This window comes from Oenococcus alcoholitolerans (assembly GCF_051852995.1).
Classification (GTDB): Bacteria; Bacillota; Bacilli; order Lactobacillales; family Lactobacillaceae; genus Oenococcus; species Oenococcus alcoholitolerans.
Genome location: NZ_CP176042.1, coordinates 153531 through 169371 on the forward strand (window position 1 = coordinate 153531; position 15841 = coordinate 169371).

Here is a 15841-nt window from a genome sequence, read left to right on the forward strand (position 1 = left end):
CCGGCTTTTTTCTTTTATTTAAATTAAAATATTAGCAGAGAGGCTTTTATGTGCGGCAGATATACATTCGAACCGGAAAGTTCAGAAGAAATAAAAAGGATCGAGCAGTTGGCTGAGCAGGCTGGTTATCAGCCTAAAAGAGGCGAAGTATTTCCGGGAGATAAGACCGCGATCGTCATTTATGCAAAAAATCAGGTTCAGGTGGCTGCGATGCCATGGGGTTTTCCGGCTTTTTCTGACCGGCCCAAGCAATTATTGATAAATGCTCGCAGCGAGACAGTTTTAGAAAAAAATTTATTTGCTGAAAGCTTTATCAAACGGCGTTGCGTTTATCCGACCAGCGGTTTTTTTGAATGGAGTGCGGATAAGAAAAAGTTTATTTTTAATTACCAGCAAAAAAATCGACCAATATACATTGCCGGTTTTTATAATTTCTTCAATAGGCAGACTCACAGTATCCTTTTGACGACGCAGCCAAATAGTTCGGTCGCCCATATCCATGATCGAATGCCCTTGATCCTTGAAAAAAAGGCGATCAAATCTTGGTTGACCGACCTGGATTTTGCCAAAAAATATCTCTCTTATCCGATGCCCGAGCTTTTCAGCCGGCAGCTTTAACAGTTTTGCAACTGCTGGTTGCCGATAAGCTGTCATCTTTATCTAAAAATGGGATCGGGTTGCTGGCATTCAACTGCTGTTTCAGGTGATAATTATTTTAGAAAGGAACTTGAAATGGAAATAAAATTTGCCTCGCAATTATACAAATATCGGAAGGACGCCGGTTATTCTCAAGATGATATTGCTAAAAAAATGTTCGTTTCCCGCCAAGCAGTTTCTAAATGGGAAAGTGGTGAAAGTACGCCTGATCTATCTAATCTGGTAAAATTAGCTGAACTTTTTGAGGTTTCTTTAGACGAATTGATTTTGGATTCTAAAAAAACAAATGTCGATCTGGACAAAAATGGTGAAACAGGCAGCCGGCCAATGAATGGTTGGGAGTTTTCAGCAAGGTACTGGTGGCTTTTGTTCGCTTTGATCGGTCTTCTCAGCTGGTTTATTCCGACAGTTATAAGAGCTTTTAATCAATAATAAATAACGATTATTTTTTTAAATATATATCTATATTAGCGTTAAAAAACGAATAAAATATTTTTTTAAAGGTTCAGAAACTCTTTTTTCCGAAAATTTATTTGACATTCGTCTAAAAGACCGATATTGTATTGTCGTTGGTGATAAATCGCCACGGTGAATATATTGAAGAGGTTTGCGCTTTTATGGAAGTATTTGACTATGAAGACGTTCAGTTGATCCCAAATAAGTGCTTGATCAACAGTCGTTCTGAAGCTGATACCAGTGTTGAATTTGGTGGTCATCGATTTAAGCTGCCGGTCGTCCCGGCAAATATGGCATCTGTTATTGATGAAGATCTGTCAGTTTGGCTGGCAGAACACGGGTATTTTTATGTGATGCACCGGTTTGAACCAGAAAAAAGATTCGCTTTCGTTGCGGACATGGCACAAAGAGATCTGATCAGTTCGATCAGTGTCGGAGTCAAAACAAATGATTATCAGCTGATCGATCAATTGGCAGAAGCTGGATTAGTACCGGATTATATTACGATCGATATCGCCCACGGCTATGCCAATAGCGTCATCGATATGATCCATTACATCAAGCGTCATTTACCAAATACTTTTATCATCGCCGGCAATATTGCTACTCCTGATGCTGTTCGTGAATTAGAAGATGCCGGTGCCGATGCGACTAAAGTCGGTATCGGTCCGGGCCGGGCCTGCATCACGAAACTAAAAACAGGTTTCGGGACGGCTGGCTGGCAGTTAGCAGCAGTTCGCTGGTGTGCTAAGGCTGCTCGTAAACCGATCATCGCTGACGGCGGCATTCGTCATAATGGCGACATTGCTAAATCAGTCCGCTTTGGTGCCAGTATGGTCATGATAGGATCGCTTTTTGCCGGTCACAAACAATCTCCGGGCAAGGATCTAGTCGTTGACAACCAGCATTTCAAGCAATATTATGGTTCTGCTTCGGCCAAACAAAAAGGGGTATATAAAAACGTAGAAGGCAAGGCCCTTCTCGTACCTTATCGCGGGGATATCGCTGATACTTTGACCGAAATGGAGCAGGATATGCAATCAGCTATATCTTATGCTGGCGGGGATGATTTAAAAGCTCTGCGGACTGTTAATTATGTGATCGTTCCTAATACGATCACTAACGGCGATCTGTAAAAAACAAAAAAAGGAAACCATTTTTGTTAATTGGTTTCCTTTTTTTATAAAAAGTTAAAAACAAATATCTAATTTTCCTGCTGTTTGATGTTTTCGACAGGATTTTTTATTTCTTCCGTTTCTTTATCCGGCCGGATGATCAGATTTAAAACAACGGCGCAAAGGCTCGCGACAACAACACCATTGCTGAATATCAAGCGGACAGTTTCTGGCAGGCTTTGAAATATATTCGGTTCGACGCTTACTCCTAAACCGGCACCTATCGAGATAGCCGCAACGAGAATATTTTTGTTATTGGCAAAGTTGACCTGTTCCAGCATGCGAATACCTTGAATGGCTATCATGCCAAACATGATAACGGTTGCACCGCCGATAACCGGAGTCGGGATGATCGTTGCCATTGCGCCGACTTTCGGCAGCAGTCCCAGCAAGACCAGAAAACCTGCTGCGTAGTAGATCGGTTGACGGCTTTTGATCCCAGATAGTTGAACCAGACTGACATTTTGTGAAAAAGTAGTATAGGGGAAAGTATTGAAAATGCCGCCCAAAAGACCGGCCAATGCTTCGGCTCGATAACCTTTTTTAAGATCTTTTTCACCGATCTTTCTTTTGGTAATATCGCCCAGAGCAAAGAAAACTCCTGTTGATTCGACCAAAGAAACCAGCGAAATAGCGATCATCGTTAAGATCGATGAGATCTCAAACTGCGGTCGGCCGAAATAAAACGGCTGCGGAAAATGAAACCAGCTGGCGGATAAAACTGCGTCAAAAGATACCATCCCCATAAATGACGCAAGGACAGTACCGAGCAAAAGACCGATCAGTACCGCTATTCTTTTTATGAAACCGCGTCCATATATACTGCATACCAAGACTACTAAGATCGTAAAAAGGCCAACGATCAGATTATCGGCTGATCCAAAATTCTTTGCTGCCGCATTGCCACCGCCCAAATTGACGAATGCGATCGGTATCAAGGTCAACCCAATGACAGTTATAACGATGCCGGTCACTAACGGTGGGAATAATTTACGTATTTTCGCGAACGTACCAGCGATCAAAAAAACAAAAAAAGCTGAAGCGATGATCGCACCATACATAGTTCCGATCGAAAAACGCTGTCCGATCATTTGCAAAGGAGCGACTGCTTGAATGGCACAACCTAAAACGACTGGCAGACCAATGCCAAAAACTTTGTTGGTAAAAAGTTGAAGAAAAGTTGCGAGACCGCACATAAAGATGTCGATCGAAATCAGGTAGGTCATTTGAGCGGGATTAAATCTCAAAGCCCCGCCAACGAGCAGCGGCACTAATACTGCCCCTGAATACATAGCTAAAAGATGCTGGATGCCCAAGAGGGCAGAATGATAGTTTTCTATGGCTTTATCTTTGTTTGACATCGGCCTGCTCCTGTTTTTTGCTGAAAATGACCTTGCCGTCGACAAGGTGATCGATACTAGCTAAGGAAAAAAGCGGTATGTGTTTGGAAAGGATCAGCTGATGGCCCTTTTGAAAAGCTTTTTCAATAACGATACCGACACCGACCGCTTGCGCCTGTGCTTGTTCGATGATGTCCAATAAGCCTTGGACGGCCTGGCCGTTAGCAAGAAAATCATCGATGATCAAAATGCGGTCATTAGCTGAGATGAATTTTTTGCTTATTGAAATCTGATTCTCGCTCTGTTTCGTATATGAATAAACAGTGGTTGAAAAAACTTCATTATTGAGTATCCGGCTTTTTTGCTTACGCGCAAAAACCAATGGTACTTTTAAATCGAAGCTGGTCATTAAAGCCGGAGCGATTCCCGATGATTCGATCGTTAGGACTTTCGTGATTTGAAGGTGACGGAATTTTTCAGCAAATTCTGCTCCGATCCTGGCCATTAAAACAGGATCGACTTGGTGATTCAAAAAGCTATCGACTTTTAAAATATCAGATCCTAAGACGATACCTTCAGATTTAATTCTTTCCTCTAAAAATTTGATAATTTATCTCCCATCTAAAGAAGAAAAAGCCTTCAGAGAAATAAAGAATAAGCGAATAGTCAACTTAAAGTTTATAGTCCTGAGTTTAAGGCTCCGGGTAGAAACGATCATCCATATCATGACCTTATATAAGCTTTTTCAACATTTGAACTTGTAGTTCATATCCTATCACAGACTTTTTTTAATGACAACAGCTTTTATTTTTATCCTTTGTCTGGATTAAACTTTAAGTGAAAGGAGATCGAAAATGACTGATGATTATATTTCTGCAAAACAAGCAGCGGCTTTTGATGATTTTACTATCAATGAAATAGGCGTTCCTTCGGCTGTTTTGATGGAGCGGGCTGCTTTGGCTGTTTATCAAAGATTATTGGCCGGCCGGGTCTTTGATTTAAAAAAAGTTTTGGTCGTTGCCGGCAGCGGCAACAACGGCGGTGATGGTATCGCGGTCGCGCGCATGCTGTTTCTGCGCGGTTTAGATGTGACGATCTGGCTTTTGGGGAAACGTCAGAATACATCGCCTGAAAATAAACGACAACTTGATATTGCAAAAAAATATGGTGTCAAAATCCTTTTGCAAGTTGATGATCTGAGCAAATATTCAACGATCATTGATGCGATTTTTGGGGTCGGTCTTTCTAGAGATATCACCGGCGGTTATGCTGACATCATAGAAAGGATCAATCAAACCGGCCTTCCTGTTATGGCGGTCGATATGCCTTCAGGGATCAGTGCCGATCAAGGACAAGTTTTGAATAAGGCTGTCATAGCACAAGAAACCGTTACGATGTCTTATGGCAAAAAAGGTCTGATTTTAGCTGATGGACCGCATTATGCCGGTTTGGTGACCGTTGCTGATATTGGTATTTACCGGACAGACGATCTGCAAAAATTGAAAAATAATTAAAATACACAGGAGCCTTTTAAAATGAATAAAACAGACCGAATAACTATTCTTGGAATAACCGGCTATATGGGCGCTTGGCTGGCTAAGGATCTTTCTGATCAAGGTTTTACTAATATCGTTGGAACTTACCTTGATCAAAACAAGGCTGATTTTTTAAAAAAAGAATTACCTTCTATTGAGTTTATTAAAGGAGACTTGCTGTCTGATCTTTCAGCGATCAAAAAAGCGATCGCCGGCAGCCAATGGGTCTTTAACGACACGGCACCGTTCAGCGGCAAGGAAAAAACCGTGGCTGATTTTGTAAAAACAAAGGAGAAAGCTGTCGATAACCTTTTCAGAGCGATCGCTGATGCCGGTACGGTCAAGAAATTATTACAGATCGGTTCAGCTGGTGCAGTCGGTTATGGCAGCACCGACCCGGATAAAAAAATCGTTACAGAGGATGATTGGACTGACGTTGAAGATATGGACTATCCTTATGAACCCTTTGCCGTTATGAAGACCGCCGAAGAAAAAAGGATTCGTTATCTTGCTGATATAATCGGCCTCGATTTTACCGTTCTGCATCCGACCAACGTGATCGGACCTAGTTTCACTCACTGGCAGCATGATATGATCTACGCTTATTTGTTCGATGGCAAGTATCTCGTTGATGGACCGATGGACAGCGTTGATGTTCGTGATCTTGCAAAATTGGAAATCGCTTTGATGGAAAATCCGGCTGCTGATTCTAAGCGGGTCCTGGGCTTGGGTTTCACTACCAGTTTTAAAGAGCTGGTCGAAATAGTTAAAGATCATTTGACTGAGCAGCAGCAGGTAAAGCTTTTCAAACATCTTCCGCAAATCGTTCCGGCCGATTTAGCTTTGGCCCTTTGGCAGCCGATCGATTATACGAGTTTTTACAAGGACCAGGCCTTGCGATTAGTTAATAAGGCACCATATCAGACCAAATATCCTGATTTTTATGATTATCAATTTACTGATGCGAAAAAAACGATCGAAGCAGCTGTCGATAAGATGCTGTCTGATTTATAAAATATAAAAACCGCCTTCATGTGAGACGGTTTTTATTCTGTACATTATTAATTTAATAAACTCAAATAGCAGCCTTGATAGCTTCGTTTACTTTGTCTTTATCTGCCTCGATCAATTCGACTTTGCTTTCGATGACCTTTGTATCCATTTTGATCTCCCTAGTTAGACCGGGAGTATTTATTTTAGGATCAAAGAAAAGCTTAAACTCCGCTAAACGCTGACGGTTTTTGAATGTCAAAGCAATGATGGTGATATAAGTTGCAAATTCCATATCACCGCCGACAGTTTTCTCCAACCAGTCCCAATCTTTTCTGATCCAGTCCCAAGCTGCCTGCTGGCCTTTGTCATTGGCAAGCAATCCTTGAAACCAGCCGCGCAGATCTTGCGGTTTGATAACTTCGCTGTTCTCGAATTTGTCGATCAATTGTGAGATCAATTTGCTGTCAGTCGTTGAGACCAAAGCGTTTTTGAGACTATTTTTATAACTAGCATCAGAACTGTTTTGATAGTTGGCAAGCAATTTGTCAAACAGTTTTTGATCACCAAAATTCTTGACTTCGTTTTGCAAAACGAATGTCCGAATATCAGCCGGCAAACTCTCCAAATCGTCTTGATGAGCTGTAAACAGATCATGAGCTTGGCTGATAGCATCACGGTCTTCACCGTATAAAGCAGCTCTTAAGATATAAGGACGGGTCAATTGATCATCATTATCCTCATCCTTCTTTGCCAGCCAGCCTAAGCGGGCTAGTTGCTGTTTGCTGATCTGTCGGAAAAATGTCTTTAAATCATTTTCTTGGTCGGAACCGACTTCGACAAAACCTTTTAAGGTATTGGCTATACGGTAAAGAGCATCGTTGACTAAATTGGACTTGCTGTCTTTAAATGTTTCCAAAAGAGGTATCAGATCTGCATAAGAGATCGATCTTGCTTCTGCTAATAGACGTTGGTCCTGCAGCAGCTGCCGTTGAGTAATGGCATCTAGAGAATCACTGTGTTCCAAAATGTCTTTCAAAAGTTCTTGATCGTATTTAACGATAAAATGCGAATCGTTGCCTTGGTTAAGGATCAACGGCTGGCCTGCTTCTTGACGAAGCTGCTGATAATCGCCAAGATCGCTTTCTTTATCTTTGAAAATTTTTGGCAGTTTTTGATAATTGCTATTGAGCGGTATTTGCCATTGGCGGCCTGCTTCTTTGCCGCTGCCGATAAAGAACTGTTGTTGGCTGATCAGCAGGCGGCCGTTTACGACTGAGGCTGATACTAACGGATAGCCGGGTTGCTGAAGCCAAGAATCCATGATCGTGCCAAGATCGATGCCTGCGGCTTGTCCAAGAGCCGACCACAAGTCTGAACCGGTAGCGTTATTGTATTTGTGGGCCGCAAAGTAATTTTTCAGTCCTTCTCTCAGAGCTTTATCTCCGATCAAAGCACGTGCCATGACAAGCATACGGGCACCTTTGGCATATACGATCGCACCATCGAACAGTGCGTCGATCTCGGCTGGATGATTTACTTGAACATGGACCGATTGAACACCATCTGTTGCATCTCTTTGTAATGCAGCAGGGACATCGCTGGTTTGGAAAGTTTCCCATATCTTCCAGTCAGGATGGATAGCATCGACAGCCACATATTCCATCATATTAGCGAAACTTTCATTCAGCCAAAGATCATCCCACCATTTCATCGTAACCAGATCGCCAAACCATTGATGAGCCAATTCATGAGTTATGACGGTTGCGACTAATTGTTTGACCGGGAAAGCAGTGTTATCAGGGTCTAAGAGCAGGTAAGCTTCACGGTAGGTGACCAGCCCCCAATTTTCCATGGCACCGGCCGAAAAATCTGGCAGGGCCAGCTGCCATGAGTGCGGAAGCGGATAAGGTGTTTGGTAGAAATCTTCATAAAACTCGATGGCTTTTTTTGCTATGTCCAAGGCGAAATCTAATTCTTTGGCTTTATGAGCTTTCGTGGCAAAAACACCGATCTTTACCCCGCTTTTGGTTTTTGTTTGTTTACTTTGCAGATCTCCAAAAGCAAAAGCGATCAGATAAGTAGACATTTTGACCGTTCTTTGAAAATAATGAACGCCGTTTTCCTCTTTTGCTTCCGGCATGTTGCTAAGGATCGTTTCGCCAGGATGCTCATCAAATTTTATAGCCAGATCAAAAGTTGCTTTTGCTTCCGGCTCATCAATACTTGGAAAAGCTTGCCTGGCAAAATTGGTCTCGAACTGAGTGCCGACGATCTGTTTTTTAACACCATCGACTTGATAATAAGAAGGGTAGATCCCCATCATCGAATCAGTTAACTCGGCTTGATATTCGATCGTTATTTTTACTGGGCCGGCCGTTGCCAGCTTGATGTTGATCGCATCAGCTTCATTATCAATATCAAATGGTAATTCTTTGTCGTCAGCTTTGACTGATTTTATGTGAAGATCTTTTTGATGGATGTAGATCTTATCGGCTAAAGCCTGACCGGTAATGGTCGTTTTACCTTGAAATTCTTTCTTTTCTCTATTTATATCGAGAAAAATATCGTAATGGTCCGGCTTGAAAAATTGATAAAATCTTTTAAATTCAGCCATGGTTCCTCCTTATCCGTGATTCGAATTGTTTGTTGCTTAATTATAGATTATCAGTTAGTGCCAAGAATTCGTCGACATCTTTTTTGATCAGATCCGCTCCGGCCTGCCAAAAATCTTCCTTGGTCAAATCAACACCGAGATGTTTTTTTGCGAGGTCCTCAGAACTCATGTTGGCAGTATCGCGAAGCAAGGCAATATATGACTCTTGAAAATCGTCTTGTTTTTGGGCCCAAGCAAATATTCCCAAGCTGAACAAATAGCCAAAAGTGTAAGGAAAATTATAAAAGGGCACATCATCAATGAAAAAGTGTAATTTTGAAGTCCAAAAATGCGGGTGAACACCTTGGTCGGACAAAGCACCGGCGAAGGCCTCCTTTTGTGCTTTTACCATCATCTGATTCAGTTGTTCGGGTGTAAGGACTCCCTTTTGCCTTTCTTTGTAAAAAGCGTTTTCAAAAATGTAACGTGCTCTGATATTCATAAACATAGCAGTTGCATTAGCCATCTTGGCATCTAAAAGCACGATCTTCTCGGCGTCGCTTTTGGCAGCTTGAACATTAGCGTTGTTGATTATCGTTTCGGCAAAAGTCGAGGCTGTTTCAGCGACATTCATAGCGTAATTTTGACGCCATTGCGGCAGGTCATAAAGCACGTGCGAATGAAAAGCGTGGCCTAATTCGTGGGCGATAGTCGCTGCATCATTGACTGACCCGGTAAAAGTCAAAAAGATCCGATCCTCTTTTAATGCTGGGATCGATTCATCCCAGCCGCCAGGCTGCTTTCCCGGACGATCTTCTGATTCTATCCAGCGATTTTCAAAGGCATGGCGCGCAAAGTCGCCCATTTTCTGTGAATACATGCTGAAATTTTTGATAATAAATTCGGCAGCTTGGTCATAGGTCAGAGTTCGCGGCTGATAACCCGGTACTTGGACCGGTGCAGTTTGGTCCTGCCATGATATCTGATTTGAGTTCAGACCAAGGAGTTTGGCTTTGCGGGCAAAGAATTTTACCAGCATTCCTTCATTTTTGGCAACGGTCGTCCACATGGCATTTAAAGAAGCTTTAGAAAGGCGGTTCAATTCCAACGGTTTTTTTAAATAATCGTTTGTGCCGTGGGCTTGATATTCGGTCAGACGGGCGCCTGCTAAATGGTTGAGGGTATCAGCTGAAAGATTTTCTGCTTCGCCCCACATTTTTTCATAATTTTTCATTAGATCGGCGCGGGCATCTTTGTTCTTTATTCCGTCCAGCAAGTTTAATGCTTGACCGGCAGAGACGCGGTGACTGATTCCGTGTTGGTCGCGATAGGTAGTATGCAGACCAGAGGAGATCGTGTCATAATGTGCCGACCAGGCATGCAGGGCATCTGCTTGGAACCGGTTGATCAATTTTTCTGTCTGATCATCTAATAATTCGGAAGCTTGTTTTCGAGTTTCTTCTAATATGAAAGCAATTTCTTTGGATTTGGGATCTTTTAAAAGTTCTTTGAAATTTTGTTCATCCAAAGCAGCTAAAAATTTACCCCAGCTCTGTTCAACGGCTGTAAAATCAATGTCTAATTTTGATAGACGGTCAAATTTCGGACCTGCCTCCGGTTTTCCATAATTGACTGATGCCCAAGCATTGATGTAAAAGCCGATCGTATGTAGTTGTCCCTCCGTTTGTTGAAGGCTGTCGGCGGCCTTTAAGATATCTTCGTTTGAAGAATCAGCAGTTAGCTGCTTGACCGAACGCTGATCTTTGTTGATATCATCTTTAGCCTTTAAAAAGGCATCTTCCAGTTCTTTTGAATCTATACCCGGAAAGACGTTATCGATATTCCATTTTTGACTGTAAGACATTTCTATTTAACTCCTTAAAGTATATGCGATAATTATAAAGCTACTGAAGGCCTCTTTTTTAAAACAGAAAGTTCTTTTGTTATGTCGTTTTTAAATGAAGCTTTTTCTTTTTTTATCTTTATTTACTGTATTATTGAATTAAATCGGATGGGGGTGCGATTTGGATTCTTTTTTTCTTTTTTTATCCCGCTTTTATCGCCGCTTGAACAAGACGATCTTCTTTTCAGCTTTGTATAAAAGTTTTTTTATATTGACTCCGATCATTGTTATTTCGGTTTTTTTTCATTTGATTTTCACTAGTTTCTTTTTGCCGTCTGCTTTCATACCTAGGATCTTCGGTTTTCATTTACCTACGTTTTTGAGCTCTTTTTCCTCGCGTATTGAAATGATAGACACGAGTTTTAGGCAGATGATCCCGTCGATCTTGGCTTTTGTTTACTCAACGCAGATCCTAAGAGCAAAGAAAACCAGAAATCCGATCATTTCTTTAAGTTGTTTTTTGATTATAGAACTTATCTTCAATAATAGTTTTTTTATTCAAAATCCTACTCAAAATCTGTTCATTTCGATAATTTGTACATATTTTATGGTAGCGCTGCTGCTTAAACTTTCTGTTTTTGAGAAAAAACACCGGTTCAACTTTTTGGTACCGCTCGCTGTTTTCGCCTTGGTTTCATTAGTTTTTCTTGTGTCGGCTACTTTTAATGTGTCGGCGATTTTCTATTACTTTTCTCCTGCGCAGTGGTTCAATAACCATGTTGTCAGCCTTTTTTCAAATAATTTTTGGGGAGTACTATTTTTGACCATTGCGGCCAGTATTTTCTTTTGGACTGGATTACCAGTTCCGTCAAGCCTGTCTTTTCGCGACTACTCCTTGCCGTCGGCTATTTCCAATTTGAATGCTTCTTTGGATCACCATGTCGACCATCTTCCTTTCCCTTTAAATATAAACAGTCTATATTACTCGTTTGCTTTGTTCGGCGGGACAGCGATGACTTTGGCGATAGTGATCGCGATTTTGTTTCTAGGCAGAAAAAGAAACGACAATATCGTTCATTTGGCGAGAATATCTCTTTTGCCTAGTTTTATGAATAGTAATCAAATCATGGCTTTCGGGATTCCTTTGTTCCTTAATCCTTATTTCATTTTGCCAACGATCTTTTCACCGTTAGCCAGTGTTATCCTCGGAGCCTGTTTTATCAAATTAAAATGGATAACCCCGGCTGTTTTTCAGCTGCCTGCCTATACACCTAATTTTTTGGGTGCTTTTATTTCAAGCAACGGCGACTGGCGGGCTCTGCTGGCCAGCGTTCTTATCTTGCTGGTGTCGGTCCTTATCTACCTGCCGTTTATTTCTCATTGGTTAAAGGAGGTCGATCATGCAAAAAACAATTGACCGCCTTTTGATCGCTATTTTTCTGTTGTTAGTTTTGGCGATGGCCTTTTTAGGCGAGAATTGGATGAAGGGGAGAGTAAACGACCAATCTGCCATTTATAATTCTCAATTAGTCCCGACGATCATGGTTCCGGGGTCGTCTGCGACTAATACTCGTTTTGATCAGATGATCGCTATTTTGAACAAAAATGCACCAGTTCATTCCCTGTTGAGGGTCCAGGTCGCTGCTGACGGCAGTCTGACTTATAGCGGCCGCATCAGTTCAAATGACCAGCAGCCTTACATAGTCATCGGTTTTGAAAATAACAGAGACGGATATGACAATATCAAGCAGCAGGCTAGATGGCTTAACATTGCTGTTAAAGCTCTGCAAAAAAGATATCATTTCAATCATTTCAATACTATCGGCCATTCTAACGGGGGCATCGCTTGGGCTATCTATATGGAAAAGTATTTTAATCCTGATCAAAATACGATCAGCACTCTTGTGACGATCGGTTCGCCTTTTAATTTCGCTGAAAGATCGGATAAAAATCGAACTCAGCTTTTAAATGATTTGGTGAAAAGCAGAAAAAAGATTCCTTCTAATCTGGATGTTTACTCAGTGGCCGGGACCGAAACATATGATGACGATGGCATCGTCCCGATAGAAAGTGTTTTGGCGGGCAGATTCGTTTTTCAAAATAATGTTCACTCATACACCGAGATAACTGTGGCAGGGGATGATTCCAGCCATTCTGATCTGCCGACTAACGGCCAGATCATCGATTTGATCGAACGAACGATTTTAAAAACGGCACCTCCATTCAACAACGGACGGCAGGCGAGCTCTGGCGGTTGATTTTGTCATTTATTTGCAATAATTCGGTAACTCATGTAATATGTTTATCGATTCATCAATTTGATTATGAAAACTGTTGAGAAATTTTTTCAAAATCCAGTTACAAGTTTTGTTTTGAGGACGATCTTTTATTTTGTCGTGCTTCTGATCCTTTTGTACCTTTACGGCTACACCGGTATCAATGACGGCGGGTTTATTTATAACGGATTTTAATCTGATTTCAGGAGGTAACAATGGGTAAGAATATTCTGCAAAGAATCGACGATATCTGTCAATCAGCATCGGCGAATATTTTTTATGACGATCAGGGCAAAACGAATACTTATCAAGATTTAAAACTTTATTCCGATTCGCTTGCAGCGTGGATAGATCAGGCGGGATCAACGACTAAATCTCCAATATTGATCTTTGGCGGCCAGGAATTTCAGATGCTGGCTGCTTTTGTCGCCTCAGTAAAAAGCGGTCATCCGTATATACCGGTCGATGCAGCCTCTTCTGTTGAAAGATTGGATTCGATTTTTGCGACTGCCGCCCCTGAATTAGTCATCGAAGTCGAGGATCTGCCAAGCGGTTTTTCTTTGCCTGAAAATACTAAAGTTTTGAAAAAAACTGATTTAGAAAGCGTTTTTCATCAAAAGACCGCTTATTCTTTGACCCATCCAGTTAAAGGCGATGATATTTTTTACATAATTTTTACTTCAGGTACGACTGGTTCGCCAAAAGGCGTTCAGATCAGTCATAATAATCTTTTGAGTTTTGCTGATTGGGTGACCGGACCATTTTTCGATTTGCCGAAAAGACCGGTTACTTTAGCGCAGCCGCCTTTTTCTTTTGACCTTTCGGTAATGGATTGGGTAATGACGCTTTTGATGGGCGGTACTTTAAAGGCTGTTTCAAAGGAACTGTCAGAAAATTTCAAAGCTTTATTTGAACTCCTTCCTAAATTATCTTTACAAGTGTTTGTTTCGACGCCTTCATTTGCTGATCTTTGTTTAGTAGACCCTGAATTTAAAGCAGACAATTTTCCCGAATTGAAGCGCTTTTTGTTTTGCGGCGAGGAACTGACTAAAAAAACTTATCAGAAATTACAGGCGCGTTTCCCTGAAGCGAAAATATTCAACACATATGGTCCAACGGAAGCAACGGTTGCCGTAACCGGGGTCCAGATCACTCCGGCCATCGAAAAAGAATATAGCCGTCTGCCTATCGGCAGGGCAAAAAATGATACTAAGATATTTATCGTTGATGAAAATGGTGATCAGGTGGATAAGGGCAAATCCGGTGAGATCGTCATTTCCGGACCAAGTGTTTCTAAGGGATATTTGAATAATCCCGGTAAGACCAAGCAGGCTTTTTTTGACGACCAAATTTACAAAGTCTATCACACTGGAGATCTTGGCCGCTTTGATGATAAAGGCCAGCTTCTTTATGAGGGACGAAAAGATTTTCAGATCAAACTTCATGGTTATCGTATCGAGCTCGAGGAAGTCAATCAAGGACTGAATCAAAGCCATTATGTCAAGCAAGCGATCGCAGTACCGCGTTATGATGCTGATCATAAAGTGACTCAATTGCAGGCTTGGGTCGTTGCCAAAGAAAATGATTTTTCCAAACCGATAGAATTAACGAAAGCGATCAAAAAAGAGCTGACCGAATATATGATGCCTTATATGATCCCAACGAGATTTATTTATAAAGACAAATTGCCGATCTCTCTTAACGGGAAGGTCGATATAAAAGCAGTTATCAAAGAGGTAAATAATGTCTGATCTTTTAGGAAAAACTATCCCGAATCTTCAGCCTTACAATGATCCAAAATATTTTGTTTACCTGATAATATTCGCCTTGCCGATCATCGTTGGTCTTTTTTTTGGTCGTCGTTTGAAAATATATGAAACGGTCTACTCAGCGGCTTTTATCGTGCTGATGTTCACCGGCGATAAATTGAATCAAGGGATCGCTTTGATTTTATATATTTTTTGGCAATTGGCGATCGTTGGCCTCTACCATCGCTATCGTTCGGTAAAAAACAGCGCCATCGTCTTTTATTTGTATACAGCCTTATCGATTTTGCCTCTTTTTATCGTTAAGCTGACACCTGCTCTGGACAACGATAAGCCTTCGATAATCGGTTTTTTGGGTATTTCGTATCTGACTTTCAGAGCAGTCGGCATGATCATTGAAATGCGCGATGGTGTACAAAAAGATTTCAAACCTTGGCATTTTTTGCGTTTTATGGTATTCATGCCGACGATTTCTTCTGGACCGATCGATCGTTACCGGAGGTTTGAAAAAGACTATGAGAACGTACCTGACCGCGACCATTACCTGGACATGTTAGAGAAAGCTGTACGCTATTTGTTTATCGGCTTCCTTTATAAATTTATCTTGTCTTATTTCTTTGGTTCGGTCGCCCTTCCTGATGCTAAATCAATGGCACTTGCGGCCGGGACGCCAATATCTTGGCCTTTATTGCTGGTCATGTATTATTACGGTTTTTATTTGTTCTTTGATTTTGCCGGTTATTCTTTGTTCGCGGTGGCGATTTCTTATTTGTTGGGCATTCAGACCCCGATGAACTTCAATCAGCCGTTCAAGTCAAAGAATTTAAAAGAATTTTGGAATCGCTGGCACATCAGCTTAAGTTTTTGGTTCAGAGATTTTATTTTTATACGAATGGTCTTTGCGATGAAAAAGAAGCGTCTTTTCAAAAAGTCAACGACCTATTCGAGTGTTGCTTATGTTCTTAATATGCTGATAATGGGTTTTTGGCACGGGATCACCTGGTACTATATCCTGTATGGGCTTTATCATGGATTAGGGTTAATGATCAACGATGCTTGGATCCGTTATAAGCGCCGTCACCTTAAGTGGCTAAAAAGCAATTGGCTTACTCAGGCGATCGCGATCGTGATAACTTTTCACGTCGTTATGCTGAGTTTCTTGATTTTCTCCGGTTTTTTGAATGTTTTATGGTTTAAAGGTAGGTAA

General features: G+C 41.4%; 14 protein-coding genes and 1 riboswitch. Of the genes, 10 read left to right on the top strand and 4 right to left on the bottom strand.

All coding sequences use genetic code 11. From position 1 onward, the window contains the following. Positions 1-48 precede the first annotated feature (48 nt). From ACKP2L_RS01315 to ACKP2L_RS01325, 3 genes are all read left to right on the top strand, one after another. Positions 49-618, top strand: coding sequence for an SOS response-associated peptidase family protein (locus ACKP2L_RS01315; protein WP_439425590.1), 570 nt, complete (start codon positions 49-51; stop codon positions 616-618). A gap of 114 nt (positions 619-732) precedes the next feature. Continuing rightward, entirely contained in the window at positions 733-1089 is a 357-nt protein-coding gene (locus ACKP2L_RS01320) for a helix-turn-helix transcriptional regulator (protein WP_439425591.1), read from the top strand. A gap of 185 nt (positions 1090-1274) precedes the next feature. Then, positions 1275-2249, top strand: coding sequence for a GMP reductase (locus tag ACKP2L_RS01325; RefSeq protein ID WP_439425592.1), 975 nt, complete (start codon positions 1275-1277; stop codon positions 2247-2249). A 68-nt stretch (positions 2250-2317) separates the two neighbouring features. On the opposite strand, the gene ACKP2L_RS01330 is transcribed toward ACKP2L_RS01325, so the two are convergent. Continuing rightward, positions 2318-3649: a nucleobase:cation symporter-2 family protein gene (locus tag ACKP2L_RS01330; protein WP_439425593.1), complete on the bottom strand. Its 1332-nt coding sequence runs from the start codon at positions 3647-3649 to the stop codon at positions 2318-2320. Next, positions 3633-4235: a xanthine phosphoribosyltransferase gene (locus tag ACKP2L_RS01335; protein WP_439426182.1), complete on the bottom strand. Its 603-nt coding sequence runs from the start codon at positions 4233-4235 to the stop codon at positions 3633-3635. Before ACKP2L_RS01335 ends, ACKP2L_RS01330 begins: the two co-directional genes overlap by 17 nt. A gap of 54 nt (positions 4236-4289) precedes the next feature. After that, a riboswitch (purine riboswitch) is annotated at positions 4290-4387 on the bottom strand. Between the two features lie 95 nt (positions 4388-4482). On the opposite strand from ACKP2L_RS01335, the gene ACKP2L_RS01340 reads away from it, so the two are divergent. Together ACKP2L_RS01340 and ACKP2L_RS01345 are read left to right on the top strand one after the other, a co-directional pair. Further along, the gene (locus tag ACKP2L_RS01340) at positions 4483-5142 is read left to right on the top strand and encodes an NAD(P)H-hydrate epimerase (RefSeq protein WP_439425594.1); all 660 of its coding nucleotides are present in this window, start codon (positions 4483-4485) and stop codon (positions 5140-5142) included. Positions 5143-5163: 21 nt separating this feature from the next. After that, positions 5164-6177, top strand: coding sequence for an NAD-dependent epimerase/dehydratase family protein (locus ACKP2L_RS01345; RefSeq protein WP_439425595.1), 1014 nt, complete (start codon positions 5164-5166; stop codon positions 6175-6177). Between the two features lie 61 nt (positions 6178-6238). Here ACKP2L_RS01345 and ACKP2L_RS01350 read toward each other — a convergent pair whose 3' ends face one another. Further along, a complete protein-coding gene (locus ACKP2L_RS01350) occupies positions 6239-8770 on the bottom strand; it encodes a M1 family metallopeptidase (protein WP_439425596.1) in 2532 nt (843 codons plus the stop codon). Positions 8771-8810: 40 nt separating this feature from the next. Beyond that, entirely contained in the window at positions 8811-10613 is a 1803-nt protein-coding gene (locus ACKP2L_RS01355; protein ID WP_439425597.1) for a M3 family oligoendopeptidase, read from the bottom strand. A gap of 160 nt (positions 10614-10773) precedes the next feature. Between ACKP2L_RS01355 and ACKP2L_RS01360 the strand changes: the two genes are divergently transcribed. From ACKP2L_RS01360 to dltB, 5 genes are all read left to right on the top strand, one after another. Beyond that, positions 10774-12009, top strand: a complete 1236-nt coding sequence (locus ACKP2L_RS01360) for a PTS sugar transporter subunit IIC (RefSeq protein WP_439425598.1) — start codon at positions 10774-10776, stop codon at positions 12007-12009. After that, positions 11993-12850 carry an alpha/beta hydrolase gene (locus tag ACKP2L_RS01365; protein WP_439425599.1) on the top strand — a complete coding sequence of 286 codons (858 nt, stop codon included), beginning with the start codon at positions 11993-11995 and terminating at the stop codon, positions 12848-12850. Before ACKP2L_RS01360 ends, ACKP2L_RS01365 begins: the two co-directional genes overlap by 17 nt. 66 nt (positions 12851-12916) lie before the next feature. Next, positions 12917-13063, top strand: coding sequence for a teichoic acid D-Ala incorporation-associated protein DltX (locus ACKP2L_RS01370; RefSeq protein ID WP_439425600.1), 147 nt, complete (start codon positions 12917-12919; stop codon positions 13061-13063). A 20-nt stretch (positions 13064-13083) separates the two neighbouring features. Further along, positions 13084-14619, top strand: a complete 1536-nt coding sequence (gene dltA / locus ACKP2L_RS01375) for a D-alanine--poly(phosphoribitol) ligase subunit DltA (protein WP_439425601.1) — start codon at positions 13084-13086, stop codon at positions 14617-14619. Next, positions 14612-15841 (top strand): D-alanyl-lipoteichoic acid biosynthesis protein DltB, encoded by a 1230-nt coding sequence (gene dltB, locus ACKP2L_RS01380; RefSeq protein ID WP_439425602.1) that lies wholly within the window; start codon positions 14612-14614, stop codon positions 15839-15841. The genes dltA and dltB overlap by 8 nt, the downstream gene beginning before the upstream one ends.

Excerpts from the sequence above, each read along its gene's own strand:
- dltB (WP_439425602.1), top strand. The coding sequence starts at position 14,612 with ATGTCTGATCTTTTAGGAAAAACTATCCCGAATCTTCAGCCTTACAAT.
- ACKP2L_RS01320 (WP_439425591.1), top strand. The coding sequence starts at position 733 with ATGGAAATAAAATTTGCCTCGCAATTATACAAATATCGGAAGGACGCC.
- ACKP2L_RS01355 (WP_439425597.1), bottom strand. The coding sequence starts at position 10,613 with ATGTCTTACAGTCAAAAATGGAATATCGATAACGTCTTTCCGGGTATA.
- dltA (WP_439425601.1), top strand. The coding sequence starts at position 13,084 with ATGGGTAAGAATATTCTGCAAAGAATCGACGATATCTGTCAATCAGCA.
- ACKP2L_RS01350 (WP_439425596.1), bottom strand. The coding sequence starts at position 8,770 with ATGGCTGAATTTAAAAGATTTTATCAATTTTTCAAGCCGGACCATTAC.
- ACKP2L_RS01340 (WP_439425594.1), top strand. The coding sequence starts at position 4,483 with ATGACTGATGATTATATTTCTGCAAAACAAGCAGCGGCTTTTGATGAT.
- ACKP2L_RS01330 (WP_439425593.1), bottom strand. The coding sequence starts at position 3,649 with ATGTCAAACAAAGATAAAGCCATAGAAAACTATCATTCTGCCCTCTTG.
- ACKP2L_RS01365 (WP_439425599.1), top strand. The coding sequence starts at position 11,993 with ATGCAAAAAACAATTGACCGCCTTTTGATCGCTATTTTTCTGTTGTTA.
- ACKP2L_RS01370 (WP_439425600.1), top strand. The coding sequence starts at position 12,917 with ATGAAAACTGTTGAGAAATTTTTTCAAAATCCAGTTACAAGTTTTGTT.
- ACKP2L_RS01345 (WP_439425595.1), top strand. The coding sequence starts at position 5,164 with ATGAATAAAACAGACCGAATAACTATTCTTGGAATAACCGGCTATATG.
- ACKP2L_RS01315 (WP_439425590.1), top strand. The coding sequence starts at position 49 with ATGTGCGGCAGATATACATTCGAACCGGAAAGTTCAGAAGAAATAAAA.
- ACKP2L_RS01325 (WP_439425592.1), top strand. The coding sequence starts at position 1,275 with ATGGAAGTATTTGACTATGAAGACGTTCAGTTGATCCCAAATAAGTGC.